The sequence below is a fragment of the Cupriavidus sp. WS genome, assembly GCF_000395345.1.
Lineage (GTDB): Bacteria > Pseudomonadota > Gammaproteobacteria > Burkholderiales > Burkholderiaceae > Cupriavidus > Cupriavidus basilensis_B.
Genome location: NZ_AQPL01000019.1, coordinates 1 through 16,114, shown reverse-complemented (window position 1 = coordinate 16,114; position 16,114 = coordinate 1). Strand labels below are relative to the sequence as shown.

The 16,114-nt window shown below is 71.1% G+C and carries 14 protein-coding genes; 8 read left to right on the top strand and 6 right to left on the bottom strand.

Annotation, left to right across the window (positions count from 1 at the left end; all coding sequences use genetic code 11):
• A partial coding sequence (locus tag K206_RS0102065) for a LysR substrate-binding domain-containing protein (RefSeq protein WP_029043126.1) occupies nucleotides 1-274 on the top strand: 274 nt, incomplete at its 5' end.
• A 151-nt stretch (nucleotides 275-425) separates the two neighbouring features.
• Nucleotides 426-1,244 carry an oxaloacetate decarboxylase gene (locus K206_RS0102060; RefSeq protein ID WP_043365121.1) on the top strand — a complete coding sequence of 273 codons (819 nt, stop codon included), beginning with the start codon at nucleotides 426-428 and terminating at the stop codon, nucleotides 1,242-1,244.
• A gap of 15 nt (nucleotides 1,245-1,259) precedes the next feature.
• On the opposite strand, the gene K206_RS0102055 is transcribed toward K206_RS0102060, so the two are convergent.
• Entirely contained in the window at nucleotides 1,260-2,168 is a 909-nt protein-coding gene (locus tag K206_RS0102055) for a LysR family transcriptional regulator (RefSeq protein ID WP_020200743.1), read from the bottom strand.
• A gap of 143 nt (nucleotides 2,169-2,311) precedes the next feature.
• Here K206_RS0102055 and K206_RS0102050 point away from each other — a divergent pair, with 143 nt between their 5' ends.
• Nucleotides 2,312-3,142: an oxidoreductase gene (locus K206_RS0102050; protein WP_020200742.1), complete on the top strand. Its 831-nt coding sequence runs from the start codon at nucleotides 2,312-2,314 to the stop codon at nucleotides 3,140-3,142.
• 286 nt (nucleotides 3,143-3,428) lie between these two features.
• Here the strand turns inward: K206_RS0102050 and K206_RS0102045 are convergent, their stop codons facing one another.
• Both K206_RS0102045 and K206_RS37345 read right to left on the bottom strand, forming a co-directional pair.
• A complete protein-coding gene (locus K206_RS0102045) occupies nucleotides 3,429-4,577 on the bottom strand; it encodes a zinc-binding dehydrogenase (RefSeq protein ID WP_020200741.1) in 1,149 nt (382 codons plus the stop codon).
• Between the two features lie 345 nt (nucleotides 4,578-4,922).
• Complete coding sequence (locus K206_RS37345; RefSeq protein ID WP_043365110.1) at nucleotides 4,923-6,275, bottom strand: collagen-like triple helix repeat-containing protein; 1,353 nt, start codon at nucleotides 6,273-6,275, stop codon at nucleotides 4,923-4,925.
• A 402-nt stretch (nucleotides 6,276-6,677) separates the two neighbouring features.
• Here K206_RS37345 and K206_RS0102030 point away from each other — a divergent pair, with 402 nt between their 5' ends.
• Nucleotides 6,678-7,517: a CPBP family intramembrane glutamic endopeptidase gene (locus K206_RS0102030; protein WP_020200739.1), complete on the top strand. Its 840-nt coding sequence runs from the start codon at nucleotides 6,678-6,680 to the stop codon at nucleotides 7,515-7,517.
• A gap of 96 nt (nucleotides 7,518-7,613) precedes the next feature.
• On the opposite strand, the gene K206_RS0102025 is transcribed toward K206_RS0102030, so the two are convergent.
• Together K206_RS0102025 and K206_RS37340 are read right to left on the bottom strand one after the other, a co-directional pair.
• On the bottom strand, nucleotides 7,614-9,821 hold the full coding sequence (locus K206_RS0102025; RefSeq protein ID WP_020200738.1) for a TonB-dependent receptor: 2,208 nt from the start codon (nucleotides 9,819-9,821) through the stop codon (nucleotides 7,614-7,616).
• Between the two features lie 59 nt (nucleotides 9,822-9,880).
• A complete protein-coding gene (locus K206_RS37340) occupies nucleotides 9,881-10,222 on the bottom strand; it encodes a hypothetical protein (protein ID WP_020200737.1) in 342 nt (113 codons plus the stop codon).
• 407 nt (nucleotides 10,223-10,629) lie between these two features.
• On the opposite strand from K206_RS37340, the gene hpnI reads away from it, so the two are divergent.
• The 4 genes from hpnI to K206_RS0102000 are packed head-to-tail and all read left to right on the top strand — an operon-like array spanning nucleotide 10,630 to nucleotide 15,242.
• Complete coding sequence (gene hpnI, locus K206_RS0102015) at nucleotides 10,630-11,859, top strand: bacteriohopanetetrol glucosamine biosynthesis glycosyltransferase HpnI (RefSeq protein WP_020423631.1); 1,230 nt, start codon at nucleotides 10,630-10,632, stop codon at nucleotides 11,857-11,859.
• Between the two features lie 25 nt (nucleotides 11,860-11,884).
• Nucleotides 11,885-13,306 (top strand): hopanoid biosynthesis associated radical SAM protein HpnJ, encoded by a 1,422-nt coding sequence (gene hpnJ / locus K206_RS0102010; RefSeq protein WP_020200735.1) that lies wholly within the window; start codon nucleotides 11,885-11,887, stop codon nucleotides 13,304-13,306.
• A gap of 53 nt (nucleotides 13,307-13,359) precedes the next feature.
• Nucleotides 13,360-14,232, top strand: a complete 873-nt coding sequence (gene hpnK / locus K206_RS37335; protein WP_369796857.1) for a hopanoid biosynthesis-associated protein HpnK — start codon at nucleotides 13,360-13,362, stop codon at nucleotides 14,230-14,232.
• On the top strand, nucleotides 14,229-15,242 hold the full coding sequence (locus tag K206_RS0102000) for a lysylphosphatidylglycerol synthase domain-containing protein (protein ID WP_020200733.1): 1,014 nt from the start codon (nucleotides 14,229-14,231) through the stop codon (nucleotides 15,240-15,242). Before hpnK ends, K206_RS0102000 begins: the two co-directional genes overlap by 4 nt.
• Nucleotides 15,243-15,252: 10 nt before the next feature.
• Here the strand turns inward: K206_RS0102000 and K206_RS0101995 are convergent.
• The coding region (locus tag K206_RS0101995; protein WP_020200732.1) for a GGDEF domain-containing protein at nucleotides 15,253-16,114 on the bottom strand (862 nt) is incomplete at its 5' end.

The following is a 16,114-nucleotide window of genomic DNA, read 5'->3' as shown; positions in this document are numbered from 1 at the left end:
GGGGGAGCCGATCCACGGCGGGCGCATCGTGGCCGGCATGTATTCGAGCCTGATGCTGCGCAACGCCATCAAGGCCGGCATCGCCATCGGCGAAGTGCCGGTCCACCTGGGCGAGCGCGACGGGCTGGTGCGCGTGTGGCCCGGCAGCACGCGCGCCCAGCATTACGAGGTCTGGCTCGTCACGCACCAGGACCTGCGCCACACGGCGCGCGTGCGGGCGATGATCGACGAGATCGTGCGCGCGTTCGAGAGCCCGGAGGAGGCGGTCTGGTAGGTGGTCTGGCAGGCGGGCGGAGACGCGGCCTGAACGGGCGGGCGGCCCGCGCGTCGCGGGCAGCGGCGGTATGATCTGCGCTCGGCGCCCGCCGCGGATGACGCCGGCCCGAGCGCATTCCCCCATGCACCGCGAAGAACAGGAGATCGCCATGACCCGTCCCGCCGCCGAGAAGCGCGCCGCCTTCCGCGCCCTGCACCAGCAGGGCTGCTTCGTGCTGCCCAATCCGTGGGACGTGGGCAGCGCGCGCATGCTGCAGCACCTGGGCTTTGCCGCGCTGGCCTCGACCAGTTCGGGCCTGGCGTGGTCGCTGGGCCGCGCCGACAACGCGGTCGGCCGCGACGACGTGCTGCGCCACCTGGGCGCGCTGTGCGCGGGCGTGGACCTGCCCGTCAACGCCGATTTCGAATCCGGCTTCGCGCACGCGCCGGAAGGCGTGGCGGGCAATGTGCGCCTGGCCATCGAGACCGGCGTGGCCGGCCTGTCCATCGAGGATCTCGATGCGCGCAGCGGCGCGCTGTACGACAAGGCGCTCGCGATCGAGCGCATCCGCGCCGCGCGCGCGGCCATCGACGCTTCGGGCGAGGACGTGCTGCTGGTCGCCCGCACCGAAGGCATGCTGGCCGATTCCGCCGCGCTGGCGCCTGCCATCGACAGGCTGGTCGCCTTCGCCGAAGCCGGCGCGGACTGCCTCTACGCGCCGGGCGTGGTGGCCAGGGCCGACATCGAGGCGATGGTGCGCGCCGTCGCGCCCCGGCCGCTCAATGTGCTGATGATGCGGCCCGGCATGAGCGTGGCCGAGCTGGCCGGCCTCGGCGTGCGGCGCATCAGCGTGGGCGGCGGCCTCGCGCGCGCGGCCTGGGCCGGCATGCTGGCCGCCGCCGAGCAGCTCAAGGCGGGTTCGTTCGACGGGCTGGGCAAGGCGCTGCCGTCGCGGCAGCTCAACGACGTGTTCGGCAGTTTCCCGTGAGTCCCGTGAGTCTCTCTAGCCCTCGACGCTGCCGGCCAGCGCCGCCTTGGCGAAGTCGATGAAGACGCGCAGCTTCTTCGGCATGCCGGTCCGGTTGTAGTAATAGAGATAGAGCCCGGCGCGCGGGATCCAGCCGTCCAGCACGCTCACCAGCCGCCCGGCCTGGAGGTGCGGCTCGGCGATGCTGTGCTGGAGGTAGCCGAAGCCGAAGCCGTCCAGCGTGGACTGCAGCAGCAGCCCGCTGTCATTGGTGGCGATGCGCCCGGTCACGGCCATGCGCAGCTTCTCGTCGCCTTTCTCGAACTCCCAGCGGTACAGCGCGCCGTTGTCGGCGCTGCGGTAGTTGACGCACTCGTGCGCGAGCAGGTCGCGCGGATGGCGCGGCCGCGGCCGGGACTGCAGGTACGCCGGCGCGGCGACCACGCAGAAGCGCATCTGCGTGACCAGCGGCACCACCACCATGTCTTCCTCCAGCACGTTGTCGTAGCGGATGCCCGCGTCGAAACCGCGGCCGACGATGTCCACCAGGCTGTTGTCCGCGATCACGTCGACGTTGATGTCGGGGTAGGCGGTGAGGAAGTCCTTCAGCACCGGCTCGATCACGCGCGGGATGGCGGAGTGGGGCACGTTCAGGCGCAGGGTGCCCATCGAGCGGCTGGAGGCGCCGGCCACGTCGTGCATCGCCAGCTCCAGTTCCTGCAGCAGCGGGGCGATGCGCGTGAGAAACTTGGCGCCGGCCTCGGTCAGGCTGACGCTGCGCGTGGTGCGGTTGAGCAGGCGGGCGCCGAGGCGCTCCTCGATCTTGCGCACCGTGTAGCTGACCGACGTGACCGGGATGCCCAGCGCGCGCGCGGCGGCGCTGAAGCTCTGTTCCTGCGCCACCCGGGCGAAAACCGACAAGGCCTGGAAATCAGCATGGTTCATTGTGCAATTTTCCTGCAAAGTCCTTTTTGATTATCTTCCTTCTTGATACGGTTCGCAACGTCCATACTCCGATGTGCCGGAGCCGCCCGCGGTGGCGGCTCCATGCAGGCAACCGCATTTCAAGCAAACCATCTGGAGAAGTGATGAAAACCTGGTTCATTACGGGCGTGAGCACCGGTTTCGGACGTGCGCTGGCGCAAGCCGTCATCGCGCAGGGCGACAAGGTCGCGGGCACGCTGCGCAACGAAGCGCAGCGCGCCGAGTTCGCCGCGCTGGCCAAGGGCCAATCCTTCGGCTACATCCTCGACGTGCGCGACGACGCGGCGATCCCCGGCGTGGTGGCGCAGGTCGAGCGCGAGGCCGGTCCCATCGACGTGCTGGTCAACAACGCCGGCTACGGCTACGAAAGCAGCATCGAGGAAGCCCCGCCGGCCGACGTGCGCGCGCAGTTCGACGTCAACGTCTTCGGCGCGCTGAGCGTGGCGCAGGCGGTGCTGCCCTACATGCGCCAGCGCCGCCGCGGCCATGTCCTGAACGTGACCTCGATGGGCGGGCTGATGACCTTCCCCGGCGTCGGCATCTACAACGCCAGCAAGTTCGCGCTCGAAGGCATCAACGAAGCGCTGGCCAAGGAAGTGAACGGATTCGGCATCAAGGTCACGGCCATCGAGCCGGGCGCGTTCCGCACCGACTGGGCCGGCCGCTCGATGCAGCGCACCGCGTCGGAGATCGAGGACTACGCCACCATGCTCGCGCCGCAGCGCGCCGCGCGCGCGGCCCGCTCGGGCAAGCAGCCCGGCGACCCCGCCAAGGCCGCGCAGGCCATCCTGCGGGTGGTGGCCGCCGAAGACCCGCCGGTGCACCTGCTGCTGGGCACCGACGCGCTCGGCTTCGTGCGCGAGAAGCTCAAGGAGCTGAACGCGGAAATCGACAAGTGGGAACACCTCACCGTGAGCACCGACTTCACCGAGTGAGCGGTTCGGCGCGCAGGGCAATGAACGAAGCCGTCAGATACGCCCACGCCGTCAGCGCTAGCCCAAGCAAGGTGTTCTCCCTCTCCCCTCACGGGGAGAGGGGCGGTTTGACTAGGAGCCACATCAAGCGGGGCCAGCGGTGTGGTCCAGCACAGAGGCCACAAACGAAGCCAATGGTGATGTCCAGTCCGGCTGCATTCGCCAGCCCCCGCCCTCTCCCCCGGCCCCTCTCCCACTTCGCGGCAGAGGGGAGCAAACCGCCGGTCGGCAGCCTCTGGCCGCCGGCCTACGCCAGCCCCTTGTTCGGATTGACCAGGAATTTCTCCCCGGTGGCGCGCTTGTTGTAGACCGCGATCTGCTTCAGGTCGAGCACCTCGGCCAGCGAGATTTCGCGCGCGTAGTGGCTGGCGAAGGTCGTCTTCAGTTCCGCCACCACGCGCGCCTTGAGCGCGTTCGCCGCTTCCGGGCCGATCTTCTGCAGGAACGGGAACACCAGCCAGCCGCCCATGCTCCACGCCATGCCGAAATTGCGGACGAACTCGGTCGGGCTGGGGTCCAGGCTGCCGTAGAGGTAGACCTGCTTGTGCGTCGACGAGCCATAGCGGCTGTAGGCGCGCGCGTTCCTGCTCAAGGCCGCTTCCATCGCGCCCAGGATCTGCCCGGCCAGCTTGCCGCCGCCGGTGGCGTCGAAGGCGATGGTCGCGCCGGTGGCGGCGATCGCCTCGGTCAGGTCCTGCGTGAAGGTCGGCGACGACATGTCGCACACATGGGCCGCGCCGAGCGACCTGAGCAGGTCCGCCTGTTCCTGCCGGCGCACGATGTTCACCAGGCCGATGCCGTCCTTCTGGCAGATCTTGTTGAGCATCTGGCCCAGGTTGGACGCGGCGGCGGTATGCACCAGCGCCTTGTGTCCCTCGCGCCGCATGGTCTCGGTCATGCCGAGCGCGGTCAGCGGATTGATGAACGACGAGGCGCCGTCCGCGGGCGTGGCGTCCGGCGGCAGCGCCAGGCTCTGCGCCACCGGCACGCAGCGGTACTGCGCGTACATCGCGCCGCCCAGCACCGCCACCGTCTTGCCGAGCAGCGCCTGCGCCGCGGCCGACGCGCCGGCCGCCACCACCACGCCCGCGCCTTCGTTGCCGACCGGCATGGCGTCGTCGAGCCGGCCGGCCATGCTCTTCATCGCGCCTTCGGGCACGCGCGCGCTCACCACTGGCCGCTCCTGCGTGCCGCCGGCCTTCGCCGTGCTCATGTCGGCCGCGCCGAACAGCAGGCCGAGGTCCGACGGATTGAGCGGCGAGGCCTCGATGCGGACCAGTACTTCGTCGGGACCCGGCGCGGGCACGTCGACGCTGGCGAGGGACAGTTCGAGTTCGCCGCTGGCCTTGATCAGCGAGCGGAGCTGGAGGGCGGTGCGTGGGATGTCGGCTGGCATGCGGGGTCTCCTGGTTGGCTGGGCGCGGCGAGCGGCGGCCGCGGAGCCGGCGCCCGTTTCGCGATGCGCCATCCTACTGCAAGATCGGAAACCGGGTCGGCGGGCTTGCGGCCGGCGCCGGCATGCGGGTTTGCGCGGCGGGAGGAGAAAGAACGGCGCCGCGAACGCGGCGCCGGGGGGCGGCAGGCTGGTGCCGCGGAAGAGACAGCGTTGGCGCTTGTCGAGGAGGGCGGCGCCGGCTTCGCGGTGGCGCCTGCCCTTTTCCCCGATCCCTCTCCCGCGCGCGGAAGAGGGGAGACCACAAGTGTTACGGGCGGCTCCCTGTGGTCTCTTGCCGTCTTCTGCTTATCGCTTGTTGTTGACCAGTCCGCCGAGCAGGCCGCCGGCCGGGGCGTTATTGCTGCCCGCGGTGCCACCCGCGGCGCCGCCCGCCGCGCCGGTCAGGCCGGAGACCAGGCTGGTGACGGGGGCCAGCACGCCGGACAGCGGGTTGTTGCCGCCCGCCGCGCCGCCCACGGCGCCGGTCACGCCGGACACCACGCTGGTGACGGGCGTCAGCACGCCCGCCAGCGGACCGCCGCCGCTCCCGCCACCGCCCACGGCGCCGGTCAGGCCGCCGACCGTGTTGTTGAGCAGGGTCGTGACCGGCGCCAGCAGGCCCGCCGCGCCGCCGGTGCCGCCGCTGCCCGGCAGCGGCGGCAGGCTGCCCTGGAGGCCGCCGGTCAGGTTGCCCAGCAGGCTGGTGATCGGGTCGAGCGGGCTGCCGCCCGGCGTGCCGGACGGCGGGTTGAGCAGGCCGCCCAGCGACGCCACCGCGGTGCCGGCGGTATTCACGATGCCGCCCACGTTGGTCACGATGGGCGCGTTGGTATTGGTCAGCGCCGTGCCGAGCGAGGCCACGCCGCCGCCGACGGTGCCGAGCAGGTTGTTGGCCACCGGACCCAGCCCCGTGGCCGCGCCCAGCGTCTGCGTGGTGCTGACCAGCGTGGAGGTCAGCGGGACGATCGCCTTGCTCACGCCGCCGACGACCTGGTTGACCGGATCGGCCAGCGTCTGCGGCGACAGGCTGCCGACCAGCGCGCCGGTCTGGCTGACCACGGAGCCCACCGGCGCCGTCACCGCCGCCAGCGGGCCGGTGCCCAGGCTGCCGACGGTATTGCCGACGCTGCTGACCGCACTGCCGACCTGATTGAGCAGCGATGCCCCGGCGGCGCCGGTGGCGCCCGTGGGCCCGGTGGGGCCGGTCGCACCCGTCGCACCCGTCGCACCCGTCGCGCCGGCGGGGCCGGTCGCCCCGGTCGCGCCCGTTACACCCGTTGCACCCGTCACGCCGGTCGCGCCGGTCGCGCCTGTCACCCCCGTGGCGCCAGTCGCGCCAGTCGCGCCGGTGGGCCCTGTGGCGCCGTCCGCGCCGCTGGCGCCAGTCGCCCCCGTTGCCCCCGTCGCCCCGGCCGGGCCGGTCGCCCCCGTGGCGCCGGTCGCACCGCCAGCCGGTCCGGTGGCGCCGGTCGCGCCGTTGTCTCCCTTGGCGCCGGCGGCGCCGGTCGGACCAGGGGTGCCGGCCGCGCCCGCGGCGCCGGTCGCGCCCGGGTCGCCCGTGGGCCCGGTGGCGCCCATCTTGCCGTCGTGCCCGTTGGCGCAGCCGCCAAGCAGCACCAGGGCACCCAATACACCAAGCAGATATTGCTGATTACGCACGGTCGACCTCTCTCCGGTTATCGTTCTCGACCAGGCGTTCACGCAATAGCTGTGCCCGACGCCGGCGGCGTCTTCCGGGCCCGCCGCGCGCGTCTCGCGGTCTGCCGGAAACCCGCGCGCGGCCTGGCTTTGCGGGCAGGCGGCGATGTCGTGGCAGGGCGTTTCATGCGGCCCATGTGTCGGCCGTTCCCGTTACGTGTTACGTAACGCGGCACGGCCCGCGCGTGCGCCGGCGCGCTTGTCGATACAGGCGCCCCCCACCACGCGGCGCCCCGGCGCGCGGCGGATTCGGCGATACTTCTCCACCTCGCCACGCCGCATGCAGGGCGCCCCGCATGACCGCGCCGCGAGACGCCTTTCGTGGATTGCCTTCGAGGATTCCCTTCAAGACCGCCCTGAGCCATGCACCCGATCCGGCCGGACAAGACCCAACCCATCACCTTCCAGGGCGCGCTGGCGCTCACCTTCGTGGCCTGGTTCGCGGAGGTCATGGTGAGCATGCTGCTGCGCCCGTTCCTGCTGCGCCACGGCATGCAGCCGATGGCCGCGGCCAGCCTGGTGCGCGTGGTGTGCTACGGGCTGGTGTTCAGCGCCATGCTCCATGTCAACGGGCTGACCTACCGCCGCCTGTTCCATGAAGGGCCGGCCAGCGTGGGCGCGACGCTGGGCGTGTTGGGGCCGCCGCTGCTGCTGATGGTGCCGCTGATCCTGCTGCTCGACAGCCTCGCCATGATGGCGGTGAACGCGCTGTTGCCCATGTCGCGCGGCGAGGCGCAGATGATGTCCGAGATGGCGAACGGCAGCATCGGCGCGTGGGCGCTGGTCTGCATCATCGCGCCGTTCATCGAGGAGATGTTCTTCCGCGGCATCCTGCTGCGCGGCATGCTCAAGCGCTACGGCCAGGCCGACGCGACCGTCTACTCGGCCTTCGTGTTCGGCGTGGCCCACCTGAACGTCTACCAGTTCGTGATCGCGTTCGCGGTGGGGCTGTTCGTCGCGGCGCTCTATTGCCGCACGCGCTCGCTGTGGCCCGGCATCGTGCTGCACATGGGGCTCAACACGGGCGCGACGATCTATGCGGCGGTGGCGCCGGACGGCAACGCGCTGGAAACCCCGCTTGGCCTGTGGGCCATCGCCGTGCCGCTCGGCCTGCTGGGCGCGCGCATCCTGCGCCGGCTGCTGTGGCGGCCGACCGCGGACGCCGCGCCGGGCGGGACCGAGCCGCCGCCGGACGCGGCCTGAGCGGCGGCCCTGTCCGGGCTGCCGACGAAATCGATTGGCCGCTGGTTGTCTCCCTTCTCCCGCGCGCGGGAGAAGGGAGACAACCTCCACACCCCGCTAGAACGGTTTGGACACCGCCACGTAGAACGCGCGCCTCGGCGCGTACTGCGGCGCGCCCACGCCGATGCCGGTGCCGTCGCGCAGCTCGTACGAGTGGTTGAACAGGTTGATCACCGTCAGGCGCACCTTGAATTTGCCGGCGACCGGCGTATCGAACGTATGCGCCGCGCCGACGTTGACCTGCAGGTACGGCGGCAGGTGGCCGGTATTGGCGAAGCCGTTGCGCAGGCCGCTGCCGAACAGCGCATCGGCGGTGAGCAGCGTGCCGCGCCACAGGTAGGAGGTGCCGAACGAGCCGGCCACGGTCTGGTCGTGGTCCAGGTGCACCCAGTTGCTGGCGATGAAGGCCAGCTCGTCGGCCTCGAAGTTGAACTGGCCGGTCTCGATGCCCTTGGCCACCGCGTGCGACAGGCTCACGTTGGCGTAGGCGCCGAAATTCCCCTGCCGGTAATTGGCGGTGCCTTCCAGCCCGTAGATCTTGCCTTCGTCATAGTTGAACGAGGAGAAGATCAGCGCGTTGCCGAACTGGCCTTCGTCCTGCAGGTGGCGCACCTTGCGGTAGTAGGCGTCCAGGCCCAGCGTCAGGTTGCGCGTGGCCTGGTGCGAGATGCCCAGGTCGAAGTAGTCCGAGCGCTCCGAGCGCACCGCCGTGTTGGCGTCCGACGGCAGCGCGTTGGTGGTGCCCGTGAACCTGTCCACCGAGGTGGTGTCGATCTTCTCGGTCGCCGGCGGCGTGAAATAGCGCGCGTAGCCGGCGTGCAGCCGGGTCGCGTTGGTGAGCTCGTAGGTCAGGCCCAGGCGCGGGCTGAGCTGCTGCTCGCTGACCACCGTGTTGACGTGGTCGTAGCGCGCGCCGTAGTTGATCGTGAGCTTGTCGGTGGCCTTCCATTCGTCCTGCAGGTAGAAGCCCAGCGTGGTGCCCGTGTTGCTGGAGTTGTCGACGATGGACAGCGGCACGCCGCTGGTCTGGTTGCCGTCCGCGTCGGCCGGCAGCACGGTGGAGCTGTTGTCCACGCCGAACCGCTCGCGCTGCAGGAACAGCCCCGCGCGCAGCGTGTGCGCCGGGTTGAGGATGTAGCTGCCGTCGGCCTGCACGCCGTAGGCCTCGTTCCTGCGGGTGATGTCGGCGGCCACGCCGTTGTAGGCCAGGTCGCCGATCGGGTCCGGGTTGTAGTCCACCCGGCTGGTGCGGTGGAACAGCGAGACCTGGTAGTCGAGCGCGGACGAGACCTTGTTCTGGAACGAGAGGATCTGGAAGTCGGTCTTCTCGCGCTGGTTGGCGTTGAGCGCGTCCGAGGCCGGCGGGACCACGCCGTCGATGGAGAACGAGGGCGACAGGCCGGGCCGGTTCGGGATCTGGAAGCGGTTGTCGGCGCTGCCGAACATGAAGCTAATGCGGCTGTCCGGGTTGACCAGGTACGACAGCATGCCGAAGGCCTTGCCCTGGTCGGTGTGGTCGTGGATCGCGTTGCTGCCGCCGGTCGGGTTCTCGATGCCGAGGTTGTTCTCGCTGAACGAGCCGCTCAGGAAGTAGCTCCACGGGCCTTTCGCGCCCTGGATGTAGCCGTTGGCCTCATGGTCGGCGTGGCTGCCGATCACGGTGCCGATCTCGCCGCCGAAGGCACGCGGCTGGCCCTCGTCGTCGGTGGCCGCGCCCTTGGTGCGGATGTCCACGATGCCGGCCGTGCGGAAGCCGTATTGCGCCGGCAGCGCGCCAGTCACCAGCTTGATCTCGTCGGCGAAGCGCGTGTCCAGCATCTGGCCGAAGCCGCTGATCGGCTCGGGGATGGTGACGCCGTTGATGCGGTACTGCAGGTTGGCGTGGTCGCCGCGCACGTGCAGCTGGCCGAAGGAATCCTGCACCACGCCGGGCGCCTGCAGCAGGACCTGGTTCAGCGGCGTGTTGTCGCCCTGGGGCAGCGCGTCGATGTCCTCGCTGTCGAAGCGGTAGACCGAGCTGCCGGTCTCCGGCGACAGGGCGTTGCGCGCCTCGTCCAGGCGCTTGCTGGTGACGACGACCGCGTTGAGCGACTTGTCGCTGGCGGCCGGGGTGGCGGGGGTGGCCGGGGTGGCGGCCTGCGCCTGGGCTTGCCGCGCGGCGGGCGGCGTGGAAGGGACGTCGGCTGGCGCCGACTGTGCGTGCGCCGAGACGGCGAGCGCCGACGCGGCGCCGGCCGCAATGGCTCGAAGCTGGAAAACTGACATGGCAATGCCTCTGACGATATGGGAGTGTCGCGCGGGGACTCCTTGCCCGCGCCAATGCACTACGTGAACGACAAGCGGGTCAGAGGCGGGCCGCGGCTGCGGGGCCGCGGCGAGAATACGGGCGCGAGGTGGCGCTCGGCGGGCAGGGGATAGTGCCAGCGGCGCGAGCAGGCGATGAGCAGCCACGACGCCAGCGCCGGCATCGCCACCGCCAGCGCCGCGAAGGCCAGGCACTGCAGGCAGACATCCTGGTCGGGCTCGCACTGCCCGGCATCGTCCGCCGCCACGCACGCGCTGCTTTGCAGTTGCGCGTGCAGGTGGGACAGCGCATGGACGTAGTTGCCCGCCTGCCCGAAGAGCAGGGCCACGACCAGCAGGAGGGCGAGCGAGCGTCGAAACACGGATGACTGCAGGGAGGGCGGGCGGCCGGTTTTCCGGAAAACAAACCGGTTATTGCAACAGAGTTGCGAGTTTGCCATCTGTTGGCGCGCTTCGCAATGGCTGATGCGGCACGTTGCGGCCAGCCGGCGGCGCCGGGGCCGGGGCTGGCTGGCGCGCAGCCGGTGTCGGAGCGGCTGTTGTGCGGCAAGCGCCACGCCGGTTTCCGCGGGCCGCTTGCCGCGGCGGGCCGGTTCGCATCCGCTCCACAGCGCGATTGCCCGCATCGGCCATCGAATTTCATCGGTTTAATTTTTCCTTAAGGAAACCATTCCTACACTGGCGGCCAAGCGCGCGCACCCACAGCGCAGCGCCTTCACCGCACCGCGCCCGCCGAGGCAGCGGGCGATGCCTGGATCGGGAGTCTTCCATGCAGGTTTTTTCCCATTTGGCACCGGCCGGCACCGCGCTGGCGTGCCTGGCCACCGCCTATGCGGGCGCCGCCGCCGCCGCCACCTGGCGGGCTCCGGCGCGGCACAGGTCTTGCGCGGCGCCGGCAGATGCCGGCCCGAAGCCGGTCAGCGTGCTCAAGCCACTGTGCGGCGCCGATCCCAATCTCTATGACAACCTCGCCGGCCTGTGCCGGCAGCGGCATCCGGCGTTCCAGCTGGTATTCGGCGTGCGCGCCGCCAGCGACCCCGCCATCGCCGTGGTCGAGCGCCTGCGGGCGGAGTTCCCGGCGTGCGACATCGCCCTCGTGGTGTGCCCGCTCGTGCACGGCAGCAACCTGAAGGTCAGCAACCTGATCAACCTGCTGCCGCGGGCGCGCCACCCCTGGCTGGTGGTGGCCGACAGCGACATCGCGGCGGACCCGGACTACCTCGCGCGCGTCACCGCGCCGCTGGCCGATCCCGCCGTGGGCGTGGTGACCTGCCTGTACCGCGGCCGCCCGGTGGGCGGGCTGTGGCCGGCCCTCGGCGCGCAGTTCATCGACGACTGGTTCGCGCCCTCCGCGCGCGTGGCCCACGCCTGCGGCTCGCGGCGCTTTTCCTTCGGCGCCACGATTGCGCTGCGGCGCGAGGTGCTCGACGCCGTCGGCGGCTTCGCCGCGCTGTCCGACCGCCTCGCCGACGATTTCTGGCTTGGCGAGCTGACCCGCCAGCGGGGGCTGCGCACGGTGCTGTCGGAAGTGGAAGTCAGCACCGACGTGACGGAGACGCATCTGGCGGCGCTGTGGAGCCACGAGTTGCGCTGGCTGCGCACCATCCGCTCGATCAACCCGTCCGGCTTCGCCTTCATTTTCATCACGTTTACCTGGCCGATGCTGGCGCTGGCGGCATGGCTGGCGCCGCAGCCGCCGGTGCTGGCCGTCGCGCTGGCCGGGATAGGCGCGCGCAGCCTGCTGGCGGGCAGTCTCGGCGCGGCCCTGCGGGCGCCGCTGCGCGACGTGCTGCTGCTGGCCGAGTGGGTCGCCGCGCTGTTCGGCGACCAGGTGCGCTGGCGCGGGCAGATGCTGTCGATCCGCGACCGGCACGCGCCCGCCGCGCCGGCCGGCGGCGGCGCCGCGCCAGGCGCGTACCCCCTTTCCCCACGGCCCGCGGGCACGGACAATGGCGAGCATGGCGCTTCGTCGTCCGTCCTGTCCGTCGATGGCAAATGAACCGGATGACCCATCAGAGACCGCTATGAGAACCCTCTTCCTGCAGGCTCCCTCTTTCGACGGCTTCGACGGCGGCGCGGGCTCGCGCTACCAGGCCAAGCGCGAGATCAAGTCGTTCTGGTATCCCACCTGGCTGGCCCAGCCCGCCGCGCTGGTGCCCGGCAGCCGCGTGCTGGACGCGCCGGCCGACGGCCTCGGCGTGGCGCAGGTGCTGGAGATCGCCGCCGGCTACGAGCTCGTCATCATCCACACCAGCACGCCGTCCTTCCCGACCGACGCGAAGTTCGCCGAGGCGCTGAAGCAACGCAAGCCCGACGTGATGATCGGCATGGTCGGCGCCAAGCCGGCGGTCGATCCCGGCGGCACGCTGGGCGCCAGCGCGGCCATCGACTTCGTGTGCCGCGAGGAATTCGACTACACCTGCCGCGACGTGGCCGCGGGCCTGCCGCTCGAGGACATCGCCGGCCTGAGCTACCGGCTGCCCGACGGCTCGTTCGGGCACAACGGCCCGCGCCCGATGATCGAGAACATGGACGAGCTGCCGTTCGTGGCCCCCATTTACAAGCGGGACCTCAAGGTCGAGAACTACTTCATCGGCTACCTGAAGCACCCCTACGTGTCGATCTACACCGGCCGGGGCTGCCGCTCGAAATGCACCTTCTGCCTGTGGCCGCAGACCGTGGGCGGGCACCGCTACCGCACGCGCTCGGCGCAGAGCGTGATCGCCGAGGTGAAATGGATCAAGGAGAACATGCCCGAGGTCAGGGAGATCATGTTCGACGACGACACCTTCACCGACTTCAAGCCGCGCGTGGAGGAGATCGCCCGCGGGCTGGGCGAGCTCGGCGTGACGTGGTCGTGCAACGCCAAGGCCAACGTGCCCTACAGCACGCTCAAGATCATGAAGGAAAACGGCCTGCGCCTGCTGCTGGTGGGCTACGAGTCCGGCGACGACCAGATCCTGCTGAACATCAAGAAGGGCCTGCGCACGGACATCGCGCGCCGCTTCACCGAGGATTGCCGCAAGCTCGGCATCACCATCCACGGCACCTTCATCCTGGGCCTGCCGGGCGAGACGCGCGAGACCATCGAGAAGACCATCGCCTACGCCAAGGACATCAACCCCCACACCATCCAGGTGTCGCTGGCGGCGCCGTATCCGGGCACCGCGCTGTACCGCCAGGCGGTGGACAACGGCTGGCTGGCCGAGAACAAGGTCATCAACCTGGTCAACGACCAGGGCATCCAGCTGGCCGCGATCAGCTACCCGCACCTGTCGCGCGAGGAGATCTACCACGGCGTGGAAACCTTCTACAAGCGCTTCTACTTCCGCCCGGCCAAGATCTGGGAGATCGTGCGCGAGATGCTCGGCAGCCGCGAAATGATGAAGCGGCGGCTGCGCGAAGGCGTGGAGTTCTTCCGCTTCCTGCGCTCGCACGAGGCGTGACGACGGCCGTGGGCAAGGCAACCGTGGAAACCGCAGCCGCAGCGCGGCGCGCCCTGATCCTCACCGCCGACGACTTCGGCCTGCACCCGGCGGTCAACGAGGCGGTGGAACGCGCCTGCCGCGACGGCGTGCTCAACGCCGCCAGCCTGATGGTGGGGGCCGGCGCCGCGGCCGACGCGGTGGCGCGCGCGCGGCGCCTGCCCGGCCTGCGGGTGGGCCTGCACCTGGTGCTGGCCGACGGGCCCGCGGTGCTGCCGCCGGCCCGCATCCCGGCGCTGGTGGACGCGCAGGGCCGCTTCGGCTCGGCGATGGCGCGCGACGGCGCGCGCTTTTTCTTCCTGCCTCACGTGCGGCGCCAGCTGGCCGCCGAGATCCGCGCGCAGTTCGCCGCGTTCGCGGCGACCGGGCTGGCGCTGGACCACGTCAATGCCCACAAGCATTTCCACCTGCATCCCACCGTGCTGGGGCTGGTGCTGCGGATCGGCCGCGAGTTCGGCCTGCGCGCCGTGCGCCTGCCGGGCGAGGCGCGCGCGCCGCGGCTGCTGCGGCCCTGGCTGGCGCTGGCGCGGCGCCGGCTGGACGCGGCCGGCGTGGCCCACAACGACTACGTGATCGGCATCGCCGACAGCGGCGCGATGGACGAGCGCGCGCTGCTGCGCGCATTGGCCCGCCTGCCGGCCGGCGTGGGCGAGATCTACTTCCATCCGGGCGTGGTGTCCGGCGCCGAGATCGCGCCCGCCATGCACGGCTATCGCCATGCCGACGAGCTGGCCGCGCTGCTGTCGCCGCGCGTGCGCGCCGCGCTGGACCACGCGGTGCCGCGCCGCGGCGGTTTCAGCGACCTCTTCCCCGATCCCCCCGATCCCCTCGATCTCCCCGATCCGCCGCCCGGCGGCGCGCCGGGAGCCGGCATGACCGCCGCATGAAGCGCCTGGCCTGTCTCGCGGGGCTGCTCGGCCTGCTGGCGCTGATCGCCCTGGTGATCCACGAGGGCGCCGGCGACGTGGCCGGCATCGTCGCCCGGGCCGGCTGGCCGCTGCTGCTGCTGGTGCCGCTGCACGCGCTGCCGCTGCTGCTGGACGCGCGGGGCTGGCGCGTACTGCTGGCCGCGGCGGACCCGGACGGGCGGGCCGGGCTGGGCTTCCTGTGGTGGGTCGCCGCCGTGCGCGAAGCCGTCAGCCGCCTGCTGCCGGTCGCCAGCGTGGGCGGCGAGCTGGCGGGCATCCGCCTGGCCCGCCTGCGCATCCGCGACACCACCGCCGTGACCGCCAGCATCGTGGTCGAAGTCATGGTCACGCTGTTCGCCCAGTACCTGTTCTGCGTCCTCGGCGCGCTGCTGCTGGTGGCCGCCCTGCACGACGGCGCCCAGGCCTGGGTGGTGGCGCTCGGGCTGGCGCTGTCGCTCCCGGTGCCGGTGCTGTTCGCGCTCTCGCTGCGCTACGGCGGCATCTTCGCGCGGCTGGAGAGCGCGGCCGGGCGCCTGCTCGGCGCCGATCACCGCCTCGTGGCCATGCTCGACGGCGCCCGCCTCGACGCCGCCATCCGCGCCCTCAACCGGCGCCACGGCAGACTGGCGGCGGCGCTGGCCTGGCAGCTTGCCGGCTTCGCCGCCGGCGCGCTGGAAACCTGGTGCGCGTTATGGCTGCTCGGCCATCCGCTGCCGTTCTGGCAGGCCGTCGCCATCGAATCGCTGACCCAGGCGGCGCGCCAGGTGGCCTTCTTCGTGCCGGCGGGCCTGGGCGTGCAGGAGGCGGTGATGGTGCTGCTGGGCAACCTGCTCGGGGTCGATGCGCAGGTCGCGCTGTCGCTGGCGCTGGTCAGGCGCGCGCGGGAAGTGCTGTTCGGCGTGCCGGCGCTGCTGTCCTGGCAGTGGGTGGAGGTGCGGGGGTGGCGGCGGGGAGCGGCGGCGCGGCAGGTTTCCGGGAAGGCGCCGTGACGCCATGACGCTAGGTCGCCAGCGTCCACTGCGCCTTGCCGCCGAGCTTGGCCAGCGTCAGGGCCTTGTCCGCCGCGGTCAGCGCGGCCATCACGTCAGCGCCGTGCTCCGGTATCAGCGCGACCCCGACGCTCGCGCCGATCTCCACGCTGACGTCGGGCTCCAGCGTGAACGGCACCGGCACTTCGCTGACCAGCCGGTCGGCGAAGCTGGCGATCTCGGCCTGGTCGCCGGCGCGCACGATGACCACGAATTCGTCGCCGCCGATGCGGAACACCATGTCGTCCGGGCCCTTGAGCGCATCGAGCCGCTTGCCGATCGTGACCAGCAACTGGTCGCCGGCCTCGTGGCCGTGCTGGTCGTTGACCGGCTTGAAGCCGTCGAGGTCCATGTACAGCACCGCCGTCTTGCCTTCGCCGATCTGGTCCGCCTTGTACAGATGCGCGGAGGCGTGGACCAGCCCCGCGCGGTTCGGCAGGCCGGTGAGGGCGTCGTGGCGGGCGCGGTGGTCGTTTTCCCGCTCCGCCTTCATGGTGGTGACCAGCAGCTTGTTCAGGTGGAAGGCCGCGATGCTCATGGCGACCAGGTAGAACGGGATCTGCACGAGGGTCAGGCGCATCACGGCCTCGCCGGAAAGCACCGCGGCGATGCAGCACGGGCCGAGCGACAGCAGGATCATGATCGCCACCAGCCGCGGCGCGCCGAAATTGCGGAAGCAGATGCCGCCCACCATCGCGGCGGCGGACAGGCAGGACATGGTTGCCGCCACCCAGTCGCCGCTGAGGATGCTGATGAAGGTGCCGTAGCCCACGCTCGCGCCCCACAGCACCGCGAGCAGGATGTAGACGTCGGTGAAGGTGGAGCGGCCCGCC